Origin of the sequence: Enterococcus sp. AZ095a (genome assembly GCF_050546735.1) — a bacterium.
Taxonomy (GTDB): Bacteria; Bacillota; Bacilli; order Lactobacillales; family Enterococcaceae; genus Enterococcus_D; species Enterococcus_D entomosocium.
Window position 1 is genome coordinate 282,608 of the sequence record NZ_CP172953.1, and the last position, 17,210, is coordinate 299,817.

Consider the following 17,210-nt stretch of genomic DNA (forward strand, 5'->3'; position numbering starts at 1 on the left):
TGATTAAGGAGGTGCCAAACCTATGAAACTTCATGAATTAAAACCATCAGAAGGCTCACGCCAAGTACGTAACCGTGTCGGACGAGGAACTTCATCTGGTAACGGTAAAACAGCTGGACGTGGACAAAAAGGTCAAAAAGCTCGTTCAGGCGGCGGAGTACGTCTAGGATTCGAAGGTGGACAAACACCATTGTTCCGTCGTTTACCAAAACGTGGCTTTACAAATGTGAACCGCAAAGAATATGCAGTCATCAATCTTGATGTCTTGAACCGCTTTGAAGACGGTGCAGAAGTAACACCTGTTGCTTTACACGAAGCTGGAATCGTCAAAGACGAAAAAGCTGGAATCAAAGTATTAGCTAACGGAGAATTAACGAAGAAATTGACTGTGAAAGCAGCTAAATTCTCAAAAGCAGCTGAAGAAGCAATCGTTGCTGCTGGTGGATCAATCGAGGTGATCTAATGATCAGACTATTGAAGGATGCCTTTAAGGTTAAGGATATTAGATCTAGAATATTGTTCACCGTCTTAATCTTGTTTGTCTTTCGTCTGGGAACACATATTACTGTGCCAGGCGTAGACGCAAGTCGCCTAAATACCATCGCGGATCTACCATTTTTAAACATGTTAAACTTGGTAAGTGGTGGCGCCATGCAACAATTTTCGATTTTCTCGATGGGGGTTTCGCCTTACATCACTGCCTCAATTGTCATTCAGTTGTTGCAGATGGATATCGTCCCTAAATTTGTTGAATGGTCGAAACAAGGTGAAGTGGGTCGTAAGAAATTAAATCAGGCAACACGTTACTTGACGTTGGTATTAGGCTTTGTCCAATCCATGACATTAACGGCTGGATTTAACTATTACACTCAACTCGGGTTTGTAAACAATCCTAATATGGCAACCTATATCGTGATCGGACTGATTTTAACAGCCGGAACGATGTTAGTCACTTGGTTAGGAGAGCAGATCACCGAGCGTGGTATCGGAAACGGTGTGTCAATGATCATCTTTGCGGGGATCATTTCACGCTTACCAGCAAGCATCAAAGAATTGATTGAAGATTACTTCATTAACGTGGATCAATCGGATATCTGGCTAAATGCTATCTTTATGGCGCTGCTTGTGATTGCTGTGTTGATCGTCATTACTTTAGTAACGTATGTTCAACAGGCAGAACGCAAGATTCCGATCCAATATACAAAACGGGTAGCAGGAGCGCCTACCAGCAGTTACCTTCCTTTGAAAGTAAATGCTGCCGGGGTTATCCCAGTTATCTTTGCCAGTTCTTTTATTACAACACCAAATGCGATCATTCAAGCATTAGGTAGTTCATATAGAGGAGAAACTTGGTACGAAGTGGTGCAAACGATCTTTAGTTACAACACTGTACCGGGTGCGATCATCTACACTGTCTTGATTGTTGCGTTTACCTTCTTCTACGCATTTGTTCAAGTGAACCCTGAGAAATTAGCGGAAAACTTGCAAAAACAAGGAAGTTACATTCCGAGTGTGCGTCCTGGTAAAGGAACAGAAGAATATGTATCGCGTTTGTTGATGCGATTAAGCACGGTTGGATCGATCTTTTTAGGATTGGTTGCTTTACTTCCAATCATCGCTCAGATGGCTTGGAATTTACCGCAATCGATCGGACTAGGTGGAACGAGTCTATTGATCATTATCGGTGTGGCACTTGATACTGCCAAGCAGTTAGAAGGGCTTATGCTGAAACGGAAATATACTGGTTTCATCAATTAAAGTTATTGAAGTGTTGAGGATTTCCTCAACACTATTCAAAAACTTACAGGAGGAATTAGAATGAACTTCATTTTAATGGGATTACCTGGTGCTGGAAAAGGTACTCAGGCAGAACGTATCGTTGCTGAATACGGTCTTCCTCATATTTCAACAGGCGATATGTTTCGGGCTGCGATGGCGAACGAAACAGAACTAGGCCTTAAAGCAAAATCATACATGGATCAAGGCGCATTAGTTCCTGATGAGGTTACAAATGGGATCGTTAAAGAACGTTTAGCTGAACCTGATACCGAGAAAGGTTTCTTATTAGATGGTTTTCCTCGTACATTGGATCAAGCAAAAGCGTTAGATGAGATGCTTGCTGACCTTAACAAAAAACTTGATGCCGTTATTGATATTCATGTTCCTGAAGAAGTTCTTGTAGAACGTTTAGCCGGCCGCTTCATGTGCCGCAATTGTGGGGCAACTTATCATAAATTGTTCAATCCTCCCAAAGAGGAAGGAACATGTGATCGTTGTGGAAGTCATGACTTCTACCAGCGTGAAGATGATAAGCCTGAGACGGTCAAAAATCGTCTAGCTGTCAATATCAAAAGCAGTGAACCAATTTTGACTTATTACAAAGACAAAGGGTTATTGCAATCGATTGATGGGGATCGCGACATCGACGCTGTATTCGAAGATGTTCAAAAGATCATTGACTAATCATAGATTGCCCGAGTCCAACTTGCAGCTTAAAACTTTCTCTTGAAATCTTTGACAGGATATGATAGAATATGTCAGTCCGACTTCTACTTTTTATTAAGTAGGAGCATAGTTTGAGAATATCAGGTGGGAACCGAGTTTCCGCCATTTTATCGTGTGAAAATCACAAGTACAAGGAGGTACTGTGCGTGGCAAAAGAAGATATGATTGAAGTCGAAGGTACAGTCGTCGAAACTTTGCCGAATGCAATGTTTAAAGTAGAATTGGAAAACGGACACCAAGTTCTAGCGACCGTTTCTGGTAAGATCCGGATGCACTACATTCGTATTTTACCTGGAGACAAAGTAACGGTGGAATTATCCCCGTATGATCTGAACCGTGGCCGCATTACTTATCGCTTTAAATAATTGTACTCCGTAAAACCACAGGAGGTATTATCATGAAAGTAAGACCATCAGTAAAACCAATGTGCGAACATTGTAAAGTAATTCGTCGTAAAGGACGCGTTATGGTGATTTGCCCAGCAAATCCAAAACATAAACAACGTCAAGGATAATCGGAGGTGTAACAAATATGGCTCGTATTGCAGGAGTAGATATTCCTCGTGATAAACGTGTGGTCGTTTCACTTACTTATATCTATGGTATTGGTAACACGACTGCAAAACAAATTTTAGCTGACGCTGGCGTGTCTGAAGAAGTTCGTGTTCGTGATTTAACGAATGAACAAACAGATGCTATCCGTGCAGAAGTTGATAAATTAAAAGTTGAAGGTGACCTTCGTCGTGAAGTGAACTTAAACATCAAACGATTGATGGAAATCGGTTCTTACCGTGGGATCCGTCATCGCCGTGGATTGCCAGTTCGTGGACAAAACACGAAAAACAATGCACGTACTCGTAAAGGCCCGTCTAAAACAGTCGCAGGCAAGAAAAAATAATTCCTAAGTGAAGGAGGTTAAAACTTCATGGCAGCAAAAAAAGTGAGTCGTAAACGCCGTGTGAAAAAGAATATTGAAGCGGGTATTGCACATATTCACTCAACATTCAATAATACAATCGTAATGATCACTGATACTCATGGTAATGCATTAGCATGGTCATCAGCTGGTTCATTAGGTTTCAAAGGAAGCAAAAAATCTACTCCTTTTGCCGCTCAAATGGCAGCAGAAACAGCTACCAAAGCAGCAATGGAACACGGATTAAGAACTGTTGAAGTAACAGTTAAAGGACCTGGTTCTGGACGTGAAGCAGCAATTCGTTCATTACAAGCAGCAGGTTTGGAAGTGAGTGCGATCCGTGACGTGACTCCAGTCCCTCATAATGGATGCCGCCCTCCAAAACGCCGTCGTGTTTAATGAGTGCTGCTCATTTTGAGTGTAACAAATACGTCATTGAACAAGACACTTTTCGTTTTGAAAGGGGTAATAGATAAGAATGATTGAATTCGAAAAACCAAGAATCGCAAAGATTGATGAAGACAAAGATTATGGCAAGTTCATCGTGGAACCTCTTGAAAGAGGCTACGGAACTACACTAGGAAATTCCCTACGTCGTATTTTATTATCTTCTTTACCTGGTGCGGCAATCACCAATATTCAAATCGATGGAGTTTTACACGAATTCTCAACTGTTAAGGGTGTTCGGGAAGACGTTGCTCAAATCATCTTGAATATTAAAGGTCTTGCATTGAAAATGTACGGGGATGAAGAAAAGACCCTTGAAATTGATATTTCAGGACCTGCTACAGTAACTGCTGGCGATATCATCGTTGATAGTGATGTAGAAATCCTTAACAAAGATATGTATATCTGTACCGTTTCTGAAGGTGCTACGTTCCATGCTCGCTTAACAGTGAAACCTGGCCGCGGCTACGTTCAAGCGGACGAAAACAAAAAAGAAGACATGCCAATCGGCGTTCTTCCAGTCGATTCAATCTATACACCAGTACGTCGTGTCAACTACCAAGTAGAAAACACACGTGTCGGTCGTCGAGATGATTTCGACAAATTAACGATGGAAATATGGACTGATGGCTCAATCGAACCATTGGAAGCAATGAGTTTGTCTGCGAAAATCATGACTGAACATTTAGACATCTTTGTTAACCTAACTGATGAAGCGAAAAACGCTGAAATCATGGTTGAAAAAGAAGAAACACAAAAAGAAAAAATGTTGGAAATGACGATCGAAGAATTAGACTTATCTGTTCGTTCATACAACTGTCTAAAACGTGCAGGAATCAATACTGTACAAGAATTGACAAACAAATCTGAACCAGAAATGATCAAAGTAAGAAACTTAGGCCGTAAATCTCTTGAAGAGGTCAAAGTGAAATTACATGATTTAGGTTTAGGACTACGTAAAGACGATTAAACCGTTTTCGATTACGTTAGTTCGGTTCGTCTGACCGATACAACATTCGAAAGTGAAGGAGGGAAACCACGTGAGTTATCGTAAACTAGGACGCACATCTAGCCAACGTAAAGCGATGTTGCGTGATTTGACAACTGATTTATTCATTAACGAACGTATCGTTACGACTGAAGCTCGTGCGAAAGAAGTTCGTTCAACTGCAGAAAAAATGATCACTTTAGGTAAACGTGGTGATTTGCATGCACGTCGTCAAGCAGCAGCATTCGTTCGTAATGAAGTTGCAAGTGTACGTGAAGAAAACGAAGAAGTAGTTATTGAATCAGCATTACAAAAATTATTCAATGATATCGCTCCTCGTTACACAGATCGCCAAGGTGGATATACTCGTATCTTGAAAACAGAACCAAGACGCGGAGATGCTGCACCAATGGTTATCCTAGAACTTGTTTAAAATCACACTTATCATCACTTTATAGATGTTTACTAAGAGTGTTATGATGTTGGAAGAAACTTTCCGAGTCTAGCTCAGCGCCTACACCTCGATGTATTTCGAGGTGTACGCACTCATCATAAAGTGCTTTTTTTTTACTTTCGATTACCTGTCAAGACAGGTGATGGCAAGTGAAAAAAAGATCTGGAGACAAATCGTGCGCGAATCATTGAAAAACGTGCGCTTTTTTGGTAGTGTTAGAAAGAATTAATCGCAAATGAAGGAGTCTATCATGAAGCCAATCATTGAATTGAATGCTATTACTGTGCGTTATAGCGAAGAAGAGCGTGCCGCGTTAAATAACGTATCCTTTTCCATCAACAAAGGGGAATGGGTGGCGTTGATCGGCCATAACGGCTCTGGAAAATCAACTTTAGCAAAAACCATCAATGGCTTGATCTTGCCGCAAGAAGGCAGTGTTTCTGTCGGCGAATTGCCTTTGAATGAAGAAAATATCTGGAATATTCGAAAAATGGTCGGTATGGTCTTTCAAAACCCTGACAATCAATTCGTTGGTTCGACGGTGGAAGATGATGTGGCTTTCGGTTTAGAAAATCAAGGAATCCCGCGAGAAGAAATGCTGGTTCGTGTCAAAGACGCTCTGGAACAAGTACGGATGAGCGAGTTTGCGACGCGGGAACCCGCGCGCCTTTCTGGTGGTCAAAAACAACGGGTAGCCATTGCCGGTGTCGTTGCACTGCGCCCGGATATCATCATTCTTGATGAAGCCACTAGTATGCTAGATCCAGAAGGCCGTGAAGAAGTGATCGCAACGATCAAAAAAATCAAAGAGAAAAACAATTTGACCGTGCTATCGATCACCCATGATATTGATGAAGCAGCCAACGCCAATCGGGTGCTGGTGATGCGTCAAGGAGAGCTCGTCCGCGAAGGGACACCAGCAGAGATTTTTTCTGCAGGTCCGGAACTGATTGAGCTAGGCTTAGATCTGCCGTTTCCTGAAAAATTAAAGGCGGCACTAAAACACCGGGGTGTCACGGTACCACAAGCGTACTTAACTGAAGAAGGGATGGTGGATTGGCTATGGACATCCGTTTTGAACAAGTAGGATTCACCTACCAACCGCATTCTCCGTTTGAACAACGGGTTTTGTTCGATATCGATTTAGAGATCAAAGAAGGCTCTTATACCGCCTTAGTCGGTCATACGGGTAGCGGAAAATCTACGTTGCTGCAGCACTTGAATGCATTATTAAAACCAACGACTGGAACGGTCACGATCGGTGAGCGAGTCATCAAACCCGAGTCAGACAACAAAAATCTAAAACCGTTACGTAAAAAAGTCGGGATCGTTTTTCAATTTCCTGAATCCCAATTATTTGAAGAAACCGTTGCGAGAGATATCGCTTTTGGACCGAAAAACTTTGGCATCTCCGAAGAAGAAGCCAAAGGTTTAGCCCAAGAATACATTCAATTGGTAGGTTTAGATGAAAGTTTTCTGGAACGTTCACCATTTGACCTTTCAGGGGGCCAAATGCGCCGTGTAGCGATTGCTGGAGTCTTAGCTATGGAACCAGAAGTTTTGGTCTTAGATGAGCCGACAGCTGGCTTAGATCCACAAGGACGCAAAGAGATGATGGAAATGTTTGATCGCCTGCATCGGGAAAAGAACATGACGATCATTTTAGTGACCCACTTGATGGATGATGTGGCGAACTATGCTGATTATGTCTATGTGTTAGAAAAGGGACGTCTCGTCAAAGCCGGCACGCCGTCCTTTGTGTTTCAAGACACTGCTTGGCTGCAAGAAAAGCAGTTGGGGGTACCGACAGCAACCGCATTTGCGGAGCAACTACAAGCCAGAGGATTGGCATTTGAGCAGTTGCCGCTAACGGCTGATGAACTGGCAGATGTTTTAGTAGCAAAGGGGGCGACTGCCCATGATGAATAAACTGATTTTCGGTCGTTTTATTCCCGGGGACTCCTTGATCCACCGTTTAGATCCACGGGTCAAATTGATTGCTAGTTTTTATTTTATCGCGATTATCTTTTTGGCAAATAATTGGCAAAGCTATTTATTAGCGGGGGCTTTTACGCTTTTTTGTATCTCTTTTTCAAAAATTAATTTTGGCTTCTTTATTCGCGGCGTACGTCCTTTGATTTGGCTGATTTTGTTTACCGTGGCGTTACAGATTTTATTTACTACCGGCGGTGACGTCTATTGGTCTTGGTGGATCTTTAACATCACAGAATTTGGTGTCCAAAATGGGATCTTTATTTTTTGTCGTTTTGTTTTGATCATTTTCATGTCGACTCTGTTGACGTTAACGACGCCCCCATTAGAGCTTTCAGATGCGATCGAATACATTTTGCGTCCTTTAAAAGCGATCCGTTTCCCTGTCCATGAAATCTCACTGATGCTGTCGATTGCGTTGCGCTTTGTACCAACCTTGATGGATGAAACAGAAAAAATTATGAATGCTCAGCGTGCCCGCGGGGTCGATTTCGGCGAAGGGGGACTGTTGCAGAAGATGAAGGCGATCGTTCCTTTATTGATTCCTTTATTTGTCAGCAGCTTTAACCGTGCGGAAGATCTAGCTACCGCTATGGAAGCCAGAGGCTATCAAGGCGGCGAAGGGCGTACCAAGTATCGTATTTTGCACTGGCATCAACGGGACACATTGGTTGTCATCGTTTTTGCGCTCTTTACAGTAGCATTAGTGTTCTTAAGAGGATAAACGAAGACCTATGATTGAAGTCAACCCACGAAAGGTTCTTAACGAAGCAACGAGGCTGCTGGCAATCCCAGCGGCTGGTTCGAAAAGACCTGTCGACCGATCAGACTTTTCTCATAGGCCTTTTTTTGAAAAAAATAGAAAGAAACAGGTGATTCAATGGTCCGCTATAAAGCGACAATCGCTTATGATGGCACGAATTTTCAAGGATTTCAACGTCAACCCAATGGACGAACGGTTCAAGAAGAGATTGAAAAGACATTAACGAAGATGAACAATGGTCAGCCGATTCAGATTCATGGCTCTGGCCGCACCGATGCGGGTGTCCATGCGCAAGGGCAAGTGATCCACTTCGATTTCCCTCAAAAGCGCCCACTGGAAAAAATGCGCTTTGGTTTAGATACCCAAACGCCAGAAGATGTTGCGGTAAAATCGGTGGAGATCGTTGACGATACCTTCCATGCCCGCTACTTAGTCATTGAAAAAACCTACCAGTTTCGGGTAGACATTGGGAAGCCCCGCAGTCCTTTCCGCCGTCATTATGCAAGTTATTATCCGTATCCGCTAGATTTGGAAAAAATCCAACGGGCGTTGCCAGATTTTTTAGGCACCCATGACTTTACCAGTTTTTGTGCGACGGGCAGTTCAGTCGATGACAAGACGCGGACGATCCATGAGGCGTCCATGGCGGTCAATGACGCTGGAGATGAGTTAATTTTTACCTTTCGCGGCGATGGATTTTTGTACAAGATGATCCGGATCATGGTGGGCACATTGCTGAAAATCGGCAATGGACGGATCGCACCTGACAGCATTCCTGCAATCATTGCGCAAAAAGACCGAAATGCGGCAGGTCCCACGGCTCATCCAGAAGGATTGTATTTGGTTCATGTTGCTTATGAATAAGGAAAAACACAAGCTTCGCTGCTCTTACACAACAAGAGATAGCGAAAGCTTGTGTTTTTATTTTTTCTCAGGCAAAACAGAGGTGGTTTCTTGCCAATCTTCAGTCCTTGCCGTCGCGTTTTTAGGCGCAGCAGTGGTGGGTGTTTTTTCCAAGGTACCGGCAGCGACTAAGGCGGCGATGGCTACCAAAAATGCGAAAAGCAAGTAAAGCAGCCAGCTCCAAGCAACGTGATAGCGATTGCCGATGCCTAAAAAGACCATTTGTCCGACAGGTCCCCCTAGCATCACAATGGTGGAAAAGATCCCGCTGCTGATGGCGAGATGTTCTTCATCAATCTCACGAATCAGATGTGCCGAAAAACGAGGATTGATTTTTCCAATCAGATAGCCTTCAGCAAAGAGCAGCGCAATCATGAGCCAACGGTTATGCAGGAAGAGAAAATTCAAGGTCAACAGACATAAAACGAAAGAGGTATACGCAATCAAGCGAACCAGACCGGTATTCTTGAACCAGTCGGCAGCAAACAAGGCGCCAGCGACCATACCGATCGAAGTAGCGATGCCTGCCATCGCAACGGTGTTGCCATAAGTGGCAAACCAAAGCGCAAGGTCATCCAACAGCTGGAGATTTAGTAGACCGCTCGTACTAGCAGCTAAGGTATTGATCAGTAAGGCAAAGAGGATCATCTTTTTAAGAAAAGCCGTACCAGTCAATAATTTAAAAGTATCCGAGAAATTCTGAAAGAGTGGTGTTGCTGCTTGATTGATTTTCCCTGGCACCGCATAGAAGAGCGAGCGGTTCAGGAAGATCACGATCGCGGCTAAGAAAAACGTCACGGCATTGATCAAACCAAAAGCCGCAAAGTTATTATTCAGTAAAATGATCCCCCAAGCACCGATGCCTTGAAAGACGATTTGAACGGTGGTTTGACACGCCATTTGAAAGCCCATGGCACTGTCTAAGGTATCAGCAGGCACAAGACGGCGAACATAGGGCAGCTGTAACCCAGAACAATAAGCGCCCAAACAATCAGATACAATGTTGATGCCTAGCAAAAGGAAGAAAGACCATAAACTAGGCGGCAGTTGGATCAAAAAAGCGAGTGCCACAAAAAGGACTCCTTGTAATAGTCGACTTCTGATCATCCATTGCACTTTGTTTTTGGTACGATCGGCTAGATAGCCGGTCAGGATCCGTAAGAGATCAGGGATCAGCAGTGCCATGGAGGCTAAGGAAACAGCAAGGGCATTAAAGGGTAAAGTACTGGCATAAACTACAAAGACGATATTAAATAAACTCATGCCGATACCGCTGAGTAAGGCGGCGTTGACTAAGGCACGATAGCCGTTGTTTTGTTGATATTCTTTCATCGAAATCATCCTTTCACGTTCTACGTTGTAAAATCAGTATAGGATGCTTTATACTAAGAGAAGAAAATAATCCACTATAGTGGAATTTAAATGTACCAGGAGCATACCAGAGGTTACTGTCACGAGTGATTAGCAGTTAAAAGAGTGGCATGTAAATAAGGTGCCGCAGATTTTGTTCCTCAACATTTTATAGGTTTGAATCTAAACTTGAATCTAGAACAGGAAAATTTAATTGCGGAGCTTCATTCGTGAAGTGGGATTGGTTTGGCGTTTGTAGACCGATCGTTGTGAGGAGGATGGTTATGGAAGAAGGAAAACTGTACCGACAATTGCGCAAAGAGCGTGGCTATACGATCGCTCAAGTGGCGGATGAACAAAACAGTCGCTCGTTCATCAGTAAATTTGAGCAAGGTGCTTCAAGTATCAGTATTCATCGATTGGAACGCTTATTAGAAAATATCCATGTCACAGTGGAGGAGTTTTATTATTTGCGTGCGCAGCAAAAGGGCGTAAAAGGGCACGACAACCTGATGAGCTTTCCCAGCTATATGACGAGCGAATTTATGGATTTACTGGATCGAATTTTAGGGATCAACAAAGAAGCTTATTTGAGTAACGCCCACGCCCAGAGAAGCAAAGAAGGGCTGGAGGAAATGCGTAGCGAACTGATCGCCGCTTCCAAACAGCATTCTTTTGTTTTTCTGTACCTTGAGATCACAAAGGAGATACATGAAATCAATCTCTCAGGTCCTAAACCCGATCACTCTTCTGGTGACTATATGGAAAAGCTACGCACCAAAACCCGCCCCGTCATTTCCTACCTTACGAAAGTAGACAACTGGGGCGTTTATGAGATTTTGCTTTTTCGTTATTTTCAATTCTTGTTTCCTGTCGAAACCTCCTATCACTTACTGCAGATCGCTATCTCTCGCACAAAAAAAGAACAAGGTTTGTCCTTGATGCGAGAAATTCAAATGGATTTGATTTTTAGTTGTTTTACGACGTTTGTCAATTTTCGCCGCCTGGAGTGGGCAAAAGAGGTGTTGACCATTGCAGAGGAATTATTGGCAGATCGCGGAGACATGCTAAACAGTACGCATCTTCTTTGCTATCAAGGATGGTACTGGTATATTTATGGCGATCAAGAAAAAGGACTGTTGAAAATCGATCAAGGGCTTTCGATCTTTCGCGTCTTAAAACAAACCAAAATGGTTAAATTATGGGAGCGATCGTTGCACTCCATCAAGAAAAATGCGGAAGAACCCAACAGTTATCTTATGTTTCGCTAAACGCTCTAAGGGCTAACGGGCTAGGCATTGCTCCCCGAATCGAAGGGGATCTAGCGGGTAATGGATGCTAAGACCACTAGAGCGAACAACTGCGGAACCTGAGCACAAAAAAGAACCAAACTCACCGATCATTGAGAGACACCCATAAGTCAGCTTTTGCTCTAACTTAAGTGGATCGCCTCAAAGGGACGAGTTGGTTCTTTTTCGATTAGGTTTCTGGTGGTTGATCCATGAGTTGGCGTTGGTTGTCCAAGACTTGCTTTTTGGCTACTTGTTTCTGGTAAAACCAAGCAAACAAGATAAACAATGCGATGCAGCCAAAGAACAAGCAAACACCGATAACAAAGCCTTGCGGTAAGAAGGAGAGTTCCAAGTGATGGGTGCCACTTGGGATCGTCACACTGATAAAGCCATCTTGAAAGGCCGTGATTGGGACTTCTTTGCCGTCAAGCGTAGCAGTCCAGCCCTTGTCATAAGGGATGGTTGTTACAAGCTGCTGCTCTTTTTCAGTCGTGATGTCGGCTTTGGCACTGCGTTTGCCGACAGTCATAGCGACCCCTCGTTCTTGGATCGCATCAATTGCTTGTTGGTAGGCGTTGGTATCCAAGGTCACGACTTGCGGGTTTTGGAATGAGATTTCAGGCGTTCCGTAGAAGCTGACGGTGAATTGAACCGTCGTATCGGTCTCATAATGTCCTAAGTCGTAGTATTGACCGTTGATACTGATTTGCGTTTCTCGCTGCTGACCGTTGACTGTCACGGTGGCAGATGAGCTTTCCAATTCTCCGAAGTTGGCAGGGAAGAGACTCAAGTACGCTTGCGAGTTCGCCGGAACCTCCACTTGCCAAGTCACTTCTTTTGCGACATTGCTTTCTTGCTCAGTAAATTTCATATACATGCCGTCATTGGTGATATCTGTATTTTTACTATGGATCACCGTGATCGGCTGAAAGGCAAAATACTCTAAATTTAAATCGGCCAAGCCATTGAAAAGATTTTTCTGGCTCGTCAAGTTGTCGTTTTGCGGCTGTTCAATCGATTCGATGGTCGGTTCAGCCAAGAAACCTAGAGGTAACGCATTTTGATTTTCATAGAGCTTGTATTCACCAGATTCTCCGACTCGTTGAAAGCCGTATTTGGTGAGATTTGGCTTGGAGATATTGTATTTGATTCCTGTAAAAGCATCCATCAGCAAGGTATTATTCGGATAGCGGATATTTAAATTGGTGCCGCGAGACCGAAAGCCCAGCTTATCCAGGTAGCTTGAGGAATTGCGGTTACGAATTGAAGAAAACATGCTGACCCCGCTGTAGCCATAATTGATACTGTCGTTGGAAGAAACAGGATCAAGGTTTTCTAATCGGAAAAAGGTATCATTGTCTTCGTTGGCTTGAGTGACTAGTTTTTTGATGTCCGGATAAGGTTCTGTATACAAACTACGAGAAGCATAGTTCCAATCAATCAAAATTCCGCGAACCATGCCGCTGGTATTGACGGCCATTTCTCCGCAGACGAAGATCAGCATCAAGATCGTCACTCGTTTTTGTGTTAAAAGACCTAATTGCCCGAACCCAATACATAACAAGTAAAGAACAAAGAATACGATCGTTAGCGCAAAAGAAGTAGCGGAAACATATTCATAGGTTCCAGGCCCTTTCAATGCGTAGGAGAGGGCAAATACCACGATCGTAGAAAGACCAATAATGAGAAACAATCCGCGATCTTTTTGCTGCAGCTGCTCCCATCCGTATCCCGCCAGCATGATCACTAAGAAGGAGAACAAATAGGCATAACGGAAAAGAAACATATTTGGGGCATGCATCCCGTGCCAAAAAAGATTCATCGGCACGATATAAAAACTGGCGATCAAAACAGCAAACATGCCAGCGTATAAGAATTTATCTTTCCAGCGGATTTTCTTCGAAACAAAATATAAAATACACAACAGCAACGGCAATAAGCCGATATAGATGAAGGGAATGGAGCCGTATTTTGTCGTATCGTAAACACCGATCATGTTTTTCATCACGAGATCAAAGACATCGGTGGCTTCGGTTTTAAAGGAAGAAATCGTCGTCAATTCTTCCCCGTTCGACCGCAAATCTAATAAGGCAGGTAAGATGATCACCATTGAGGCGCCGCCAGCTAACAAAGAGGTGATGCCGTAAGGAATGATCGCCCCCCGAGCTTGCTTCCAGTTGCGACCCAATTGAACCAAGAAATACATCACGGAAAAGAGACCGATCATAAAGCCCATGTAAAAACTGGATAAAAATAACAGCAGATAACTGATAAATAACACGACTGGTTTTTTCTTTTTCACTAACCGGTCAATACCTAAAATCACTAGCGGTAGATAGATCATGGCATCAAGCCACATGATCAGTTCCGAATGGGCGGTGATGAAGGACATCAAGGCATAGCAGACGGCTAAGGTCACATGCTGCCAACGTTGGATCTTAAAGGTTTGGCTGGCATAGAACCAAAACGCCAATCCTGCACTGCCGATTTTGATCAAGGTTAAAAAATACAGCGCATCTGGCATCAGCTGATTTGGGAAAAATAAGACGAGGGGAGTGAAGATTCCCCCTAAATAATAGGAGATCAATGCCAGATAATTTAAGCCTAAAGAGGCGTTCCATGTATAAAAGATACTTTGTTTGCCTAAGAGCATATTGCGAAAGCTGGCATGAAAGTTTGAGAATTGCGAAAAGGCATCACTGGCTAAGACACTGCGGCTGCTGCCGGGGTAGATGCCGATGGTCAAATAGATCACTGCCATGATAAGAAACGGCAAGAAGAAACTAGCAAGCATATAAGGCCAATGTTGTTTGGCAAATGTTTTTATTTTCGTCACAAGAAGTCACCTGTTCTTTATCAATTTTTTCTTAGTTTACCACAGGTGAATCGATTAAAAAAACAAAGACCTATTTTCTTTAATGAAAACCTAAGTGAAAGCGCACCAAAGAAAAAAGGGTACAAAAAAAGCCGTTCAAAACGAACGGCCGAAAAGGTCTAATTATACGCGCTCAACTTTTCCAGATTTCAAAGCACGAGTTGACACCCAAACTTTTTTAGGTTTTCCGTCAATCATAACGCGAACTTTTTGCAAGTTAGGTTTCACAGTACGTTTTGTCGCATTCATTGCGTGAGAACGATTGTTTCCACTTGCAGTTTTACGTCCAGTAAAGTAACAAACTTTAGCCATGTGGTTATTTCCTCCTTTGCCTTGATGTTGGAGCGCTATTTCAGCTCATACCATCTGAATTTATCACAGAAAGGTGAAAAAAGCAAGAGTAATTTTCAAGAAACATTGACTTTTCCCAGTAAACATTGTAAATTAAACAAGGTCGAAATGCAAGACGTTTGGTCAGAAAGCCCCTTTTCATATGTCTCATCCTTTTATTTGCGGTACAGCTATGATAAAATATGTAAGAAGAAAGATGGGTCATGCCCATTGAAGGAGGCTATAAAATGGCTGTAAAAATTCAAACCTCATCAGGTATTATTGAAATCAGCAATGAAGTCATTGCAACAGTGGTCGGAGGCGCAGCAACAGATGTGTTCGGCATTGTTGGTATGGCTAGCAAGAAACAAATCAAAGATAACATCAATGAAATTTTACGAAAAGAAAATTATTCTCGCGGTGTCGTTGTCCGCCAAGAAGAAAACGGCATTGCAGTGGATGTATACACGATTGTTAGCTATGGAACAAAAATTTCCGAAGTTTCCCGCAACGTGCAGGAAAAAGTGAAATACAACTTAGAAACGATGCTAGGTGTATCTGCGAACTCGGTAAATGTATTTGTTCAAGGCGTACGTGTACTGCCAGATTAGGCAAGGGATCCGTTCATGGCGGATGATTTTAAGGAGGACTATCTAAGTGAAGGTAACGAATATCAGCGCAAGTCAGTTTCAAGAAATGGTGCAGGCAGGCGCGGCTCGTCTACAAGTTAATGCAGAGTTTGTCAACTCATTGAATGTGTTTCCTGTTCCAGATGGAGACACCGGGACAAACATGAATCTATCCATGACCAGTGGAGCAAAAGCTGTCGCAGATGCGACTTCAGAAAACGTCGGCGATCTTGCCGCTACACTTTCAAAAGGACTATTGATGGGCGCACGTGGGAATTCCGGCGTCATTTTGTCTCAATTATTCCGCGGTTTTTCTAAAGCTATCCCGACCGCAGAAACACTCACTGCACCAGAATTGGCTCAAGCCTTTACTCATGGAGTAGAAACCGCCTATAAAGCAGTCATGAAACCTGTGGAAGGAACCATCTTGACTGTGGCACGCATCTCAGCTGAATATGGCGAGAAAAAAGCACAAACTACCGATGATTGTATCGAAGTGATGAAAGCCGTGGTTCACGGCGCAAAACGTTCATTGGCGAAAACCCCTGATCTATTGCCCGTCTTAAAAGAAGTCGGCGTGGTAGATAGCGGCGGTCAAGGATTGTTGTTTATCTATGAAGGCTTCTTAAATGCATTGACTGGGGAATACCCAGCCGATGAAATCTTCGAACCTTCCCCAGCGGCTATGGACGAAATGGTCAATGCCGAACATCATCGCAGCGTTCAAGGGCACTTAGCGACAGAAGACATCACCTTTGGTTATTGTACAGAAATCATGGTGAAGATCGGTGAAGGTCCGACTGTAGATAGTGAATTTGATTATGAAACATTCCGTAATTACTTAAACGAGTTAGGGGATTCCTTATTAGTGGTCAATGACGATGAGATCATCAAAGTCCATGTCCATACGGAACATCCCGGCGAAGTTATGAATTATGGTCAAAAATTCGGTTCGTTGGTGAAAATCAAAGTCGATAACATGCGTCTTCAGCATGAAACGATCTTGGAACACGATCAGCAAGAAGCAAAAACTGCACCAGTAAAACGTCCGCGGACACCATTTGCGATCATCGCGATCGCGGCTGGCGAAGGCTTGAAAGAATTGTTTACTAGCCTAGGCGCTTCTTATGTCATCAGTGGTGGCCAAACGATGAACCCAAGTACAGAAGACATTTTGGTGGCAATCAATGAAGTCAATGCTGATCAAGTGATCGTATTACCGAACAACAAAAATATCTTTATGGCTGCGCAGCAAGCAGCGGAAGTTTCCGAGATTCCAGTAGCGGTTGTTGAAACACGGACGATCTCTCAAGGGATGACGGCGATGCTAGCCTTCCACGAGCAATCCACACTAGCTGAAAACCAGCAAGCGATGACTGATGTCTTAGCAAGTGTTGTCAGTGGCTCAGTGACCCATGCGATCCGTAATACATCAATTGATGGCATCGAAATCACAGAAGGCGACTTCTTAGGAATGGTGGACGGCAAAATCGTTGTTTCTGTTCCCGATCGTTTCTCTGCTTCGATGACTACCTTAGAAAAAATGATCACAGAAGATACTGAGATCGTCACCATCATTATCGGTGAAGAAGGCAAAGCCAAAGAAGCAGCGAAAATCGAAGAAGCGATCGTTGAACTGCATCCTGAGATCGAAGTAGAGATCCATCAAGGAGATCAGCCGGTTTATCCATATCTTTTCTCAGCAGAATAAACAAATTAGGCGGCGGGGGCAAAAATCGTAGATGATTTTTGGCTCCGTCTTTTTCT

General features: G+C 43.3%; 19 protein-coding genes. 16 read left to right on the forward strand and 3 right to left on the reverse strand.

What is annotated here, in order from left to right; all coding sequences use genetic code 11:
• Positions 1–22 precede the first annotated feature (22 nt).
• From rplO to truA, 13 genes are all read left to right on the forward strand, one after another.
• Positions 23–463, forward strand: coding sequence for a 50S ribosomal protein L15 (gene rplO, locus IGJ26_RS01375; RefSeq protein ID WP_003128016.1), 441 nt, complete (start codon positions 23–25; stop codon positions 461–463).
• Positions 463–1,758: a preprotein translocase subunit SecY gene (gene secY, locus IGJ26_RS01380; RefSeq protein ID WP_005227099.1), complete on the forward strand. Its 1,296-nt coding sequence runs from the start codon at positions 463–465 to the stop codon at positions 1,756–1,758. The genes rplO and secY overlap by 1 nt, the downstream gene beginning before the upstream one ends.
• A 60-nt stretch (positions 1,759–1,818) precedes the next feature.
• Positions 1,819–2,463, forward strand: coding sequence for an adenylate kinase (locus tag IGJ26_RS01385; protein ID WP_005227100.1), 645 nt, complete (start codon positions 1,819–1,821; stop codon positions 2,461–2,463).
• Positions 2,464–2,651: 188 nt separating this feature from the next.
• A complete protein-coding gene (gene infA, locus IGJ26_RS01390) occupies positions 2,652–2,870 on the forward strand; it encodes a translation initiation factor IF-1 (protein WP_002288695.1) in 219 nt (72 codons plus the stop codon).
• Between the two features lie 32 nt (positions 2,871–2,902).
• Positions 2,903–3,019, forward strand: coding sequence for a 50S ribosomal protein L36 (gene rpmJ, locus IGJ26_RS01395; RefSeq protein WP_002288710.1), 117 nt, complete (start codon positions 2,903–2,905; stop codon positions 3,017–3,019).
• A gap of 17 nt (positions 3,020–3,036) precedes the next feature.
• A complete protein-coding gene (rpsM, locus tag IGJ26_RS01400; protein WP_005227102.1) occupies positions 3,037–3,402 on the forward strand; it encodes a 30S ribosomal protein S13 in 366 nt (121 codons plus the stop codon).
• Between the two features lie 27 nt (positions 3,403–3,429).
• Entirely contained in the window at positions 3,430–3,819 is a 390-nt protein-coding gene (gene rpsK, locus IGJ26_RS01405) for a 30S ribosomal protein S11 (protein WP_005227104.1), read from the forward strand.
• A 79-nt stretch (positions 3,820–3,898) separates the two neighbouring features.
• On the forward strand, positions 3,899–4,837 hold the full coding sequence (locus IGJ26_RS01410) for a DNA-directed RNA polymerase subunit alpha (RefSeq protein WP_008376367.1): 939 nt from the start codon (positions 3,899–3,901) through the stop codon (positions 4,835–4,837).
• Between the two features lie 70 nt (positions 4,838–4,907).
• Positions 4,908–5,288 (forward strand): 50S ribosomal protein L17, encoded by a 381-nt coding sequence (gene rplQ / locus IGJ26_RS01415; protein WP_003128038.1) that lies wholly within the window; start codon positions 4,908–4,910, stop codon positions 5,286–5,288.
• 271 nt (positions 5,289–5,559) lie between these two features.
• Positions 5,560–6,396 (forward strand): energy-coupling factor ABC transporter ATP-binding protein, encoded by an 837-nt coding sequence (locus IGJ26_RS01420; protein ID WP_194199334.1) that lies wholly within the window; start codon positions 5,560–5,562, stop codon positions 6,394–6,396.
• Positions 6,372–7,238 carry an energy-coupling factor ABC transporter ATP-binding protein gene (locus IGJ26_RS01425; protein WP_430599806.1) on the forward strand — a complete coding sequence of 289 codons (867 nt, stop codon included), beginning with the start codon at positions 6,372–6,374 and terminating at the stop codon, positions 7,236–7,238. The genes IGJ26_RS01420 and IGJ26_RS01425 overlap by 25 nt, the downstream gene beginning before the upstream one ends.
• Positions 7,228–8,025, forward strand: coding sequence for an energy-coupling factor transporter transmembrane component T (locus IGJ26_RS01430; RefSeq protein WP_194199333.1), 798 nt, complete (start codon positions 7,228–7,230; stop codon positions 8,023–8,025). Before IGJ26_RS01425 ends, IGJ26_RS01430 begins: the two co-directional genes overlap by 11 nt.
• Positions 8,026–8,181: 156 nt before the next feature.
• Positions 8,182–8,928 carry a tRNA pseudouridine(38-40) synthase TruA gene (gene truA / locus IGJ26_RS01435; protein ID WP_008376361.1) on the forward strand — a complete coding sequence of 249 codons (747 nt, stop codon included), beginning with the start codon at positions 8,182–8,184 and terminating at the stop codon, positions 8,926–8,928.
• Between the two features lie 57 nt (positions 8,929–8,985).
• Here the strand turns inward: truA and IGJ26_RS01440 are convergent, their stop codons facing one another.
• A complete protein-coding gene (locus IGJ26_RS01440) occupies positions 8,986–10,299 on the reverse strand; it encodes an MFS transporter (protein ID WP_034872078.1) in 1,314 nt (437 codons plus the stop codon).
• A gap of 302 nt (positions 10,300–10,601) precedes the next feature.
• On the opposite strand from IGJ26_RS01440, the gene IGJ26_RS01445 reads away from it, so the two are divergent.
• Positions 10,602–11,588, forward strand: coding sequence for an Rgg/GadR/MutR family transcriptional regulator (locus IGJ26_RS01445; RefSeq protein WP_034872077.1), 987 nt, complete (start codon positions 10,602–10,604; stop codon positions 11,586–11,588).
• 208 nt (positions 11,589–11,796) lie between these two features.
• Here IGJ26_RS01445 and IGJ26_RS01450 read toward each other — a convergent pair whose 3' ends face one another.
• On the reverse strand, positions 11,797–14,445 hold the full coding sequence (locus IGJ26_RS01450) for a YfhO family protein (protein WP_430599807.1): 2,649 nt from the start codon (positions 14,443–14,445) through the stop codon (positions 11,797–11,799).
• A gap of 162 nt (positions 14,446–14,607) precedes the next feature.
• Complete coding sequence (rpmB, locus tag IGJ26_RS01455; RefSeq protein WP_005232504.1) at positions 14,608–14,796, reverse strand: 50S ribosomal protein L28; 189 nt, start codon at positions 14,794–14,796, stop codon at positions 14,608–14,610.
• Between the two features lie 266 nt (positions 14,797–15,062).
• Here rpmB and IGJ26_RS01460 point away from each other — a divergent pair, with 266 nt between their 5' ends.
• Positions 15,063–15,425, forward strand: a complete 363-nt coding sequence (locus tag IGJ26_RS01460) for an Asp23/Gls24 family envelope stress response protein (RefSeq protein WP_005227125.1) — start codon at positions 15,063–15,065, stop codon at positions 15,423–15,425.
• 46 nt (positions 15,426–15,471) lie between these two features.
• Complete coding sequence (locus IGJ26_RS01465) at positions 15,472–17,154, forward strand: DAK2 domain-containing protein (RefSeq protein ID WP_005232500.1); 1,683 nt, start codon at positions 15,472–15,474, stop codon at positions 17,152–17,154.
• Positions 17,155–17,210: the final 56 nt, after the last annotated feature.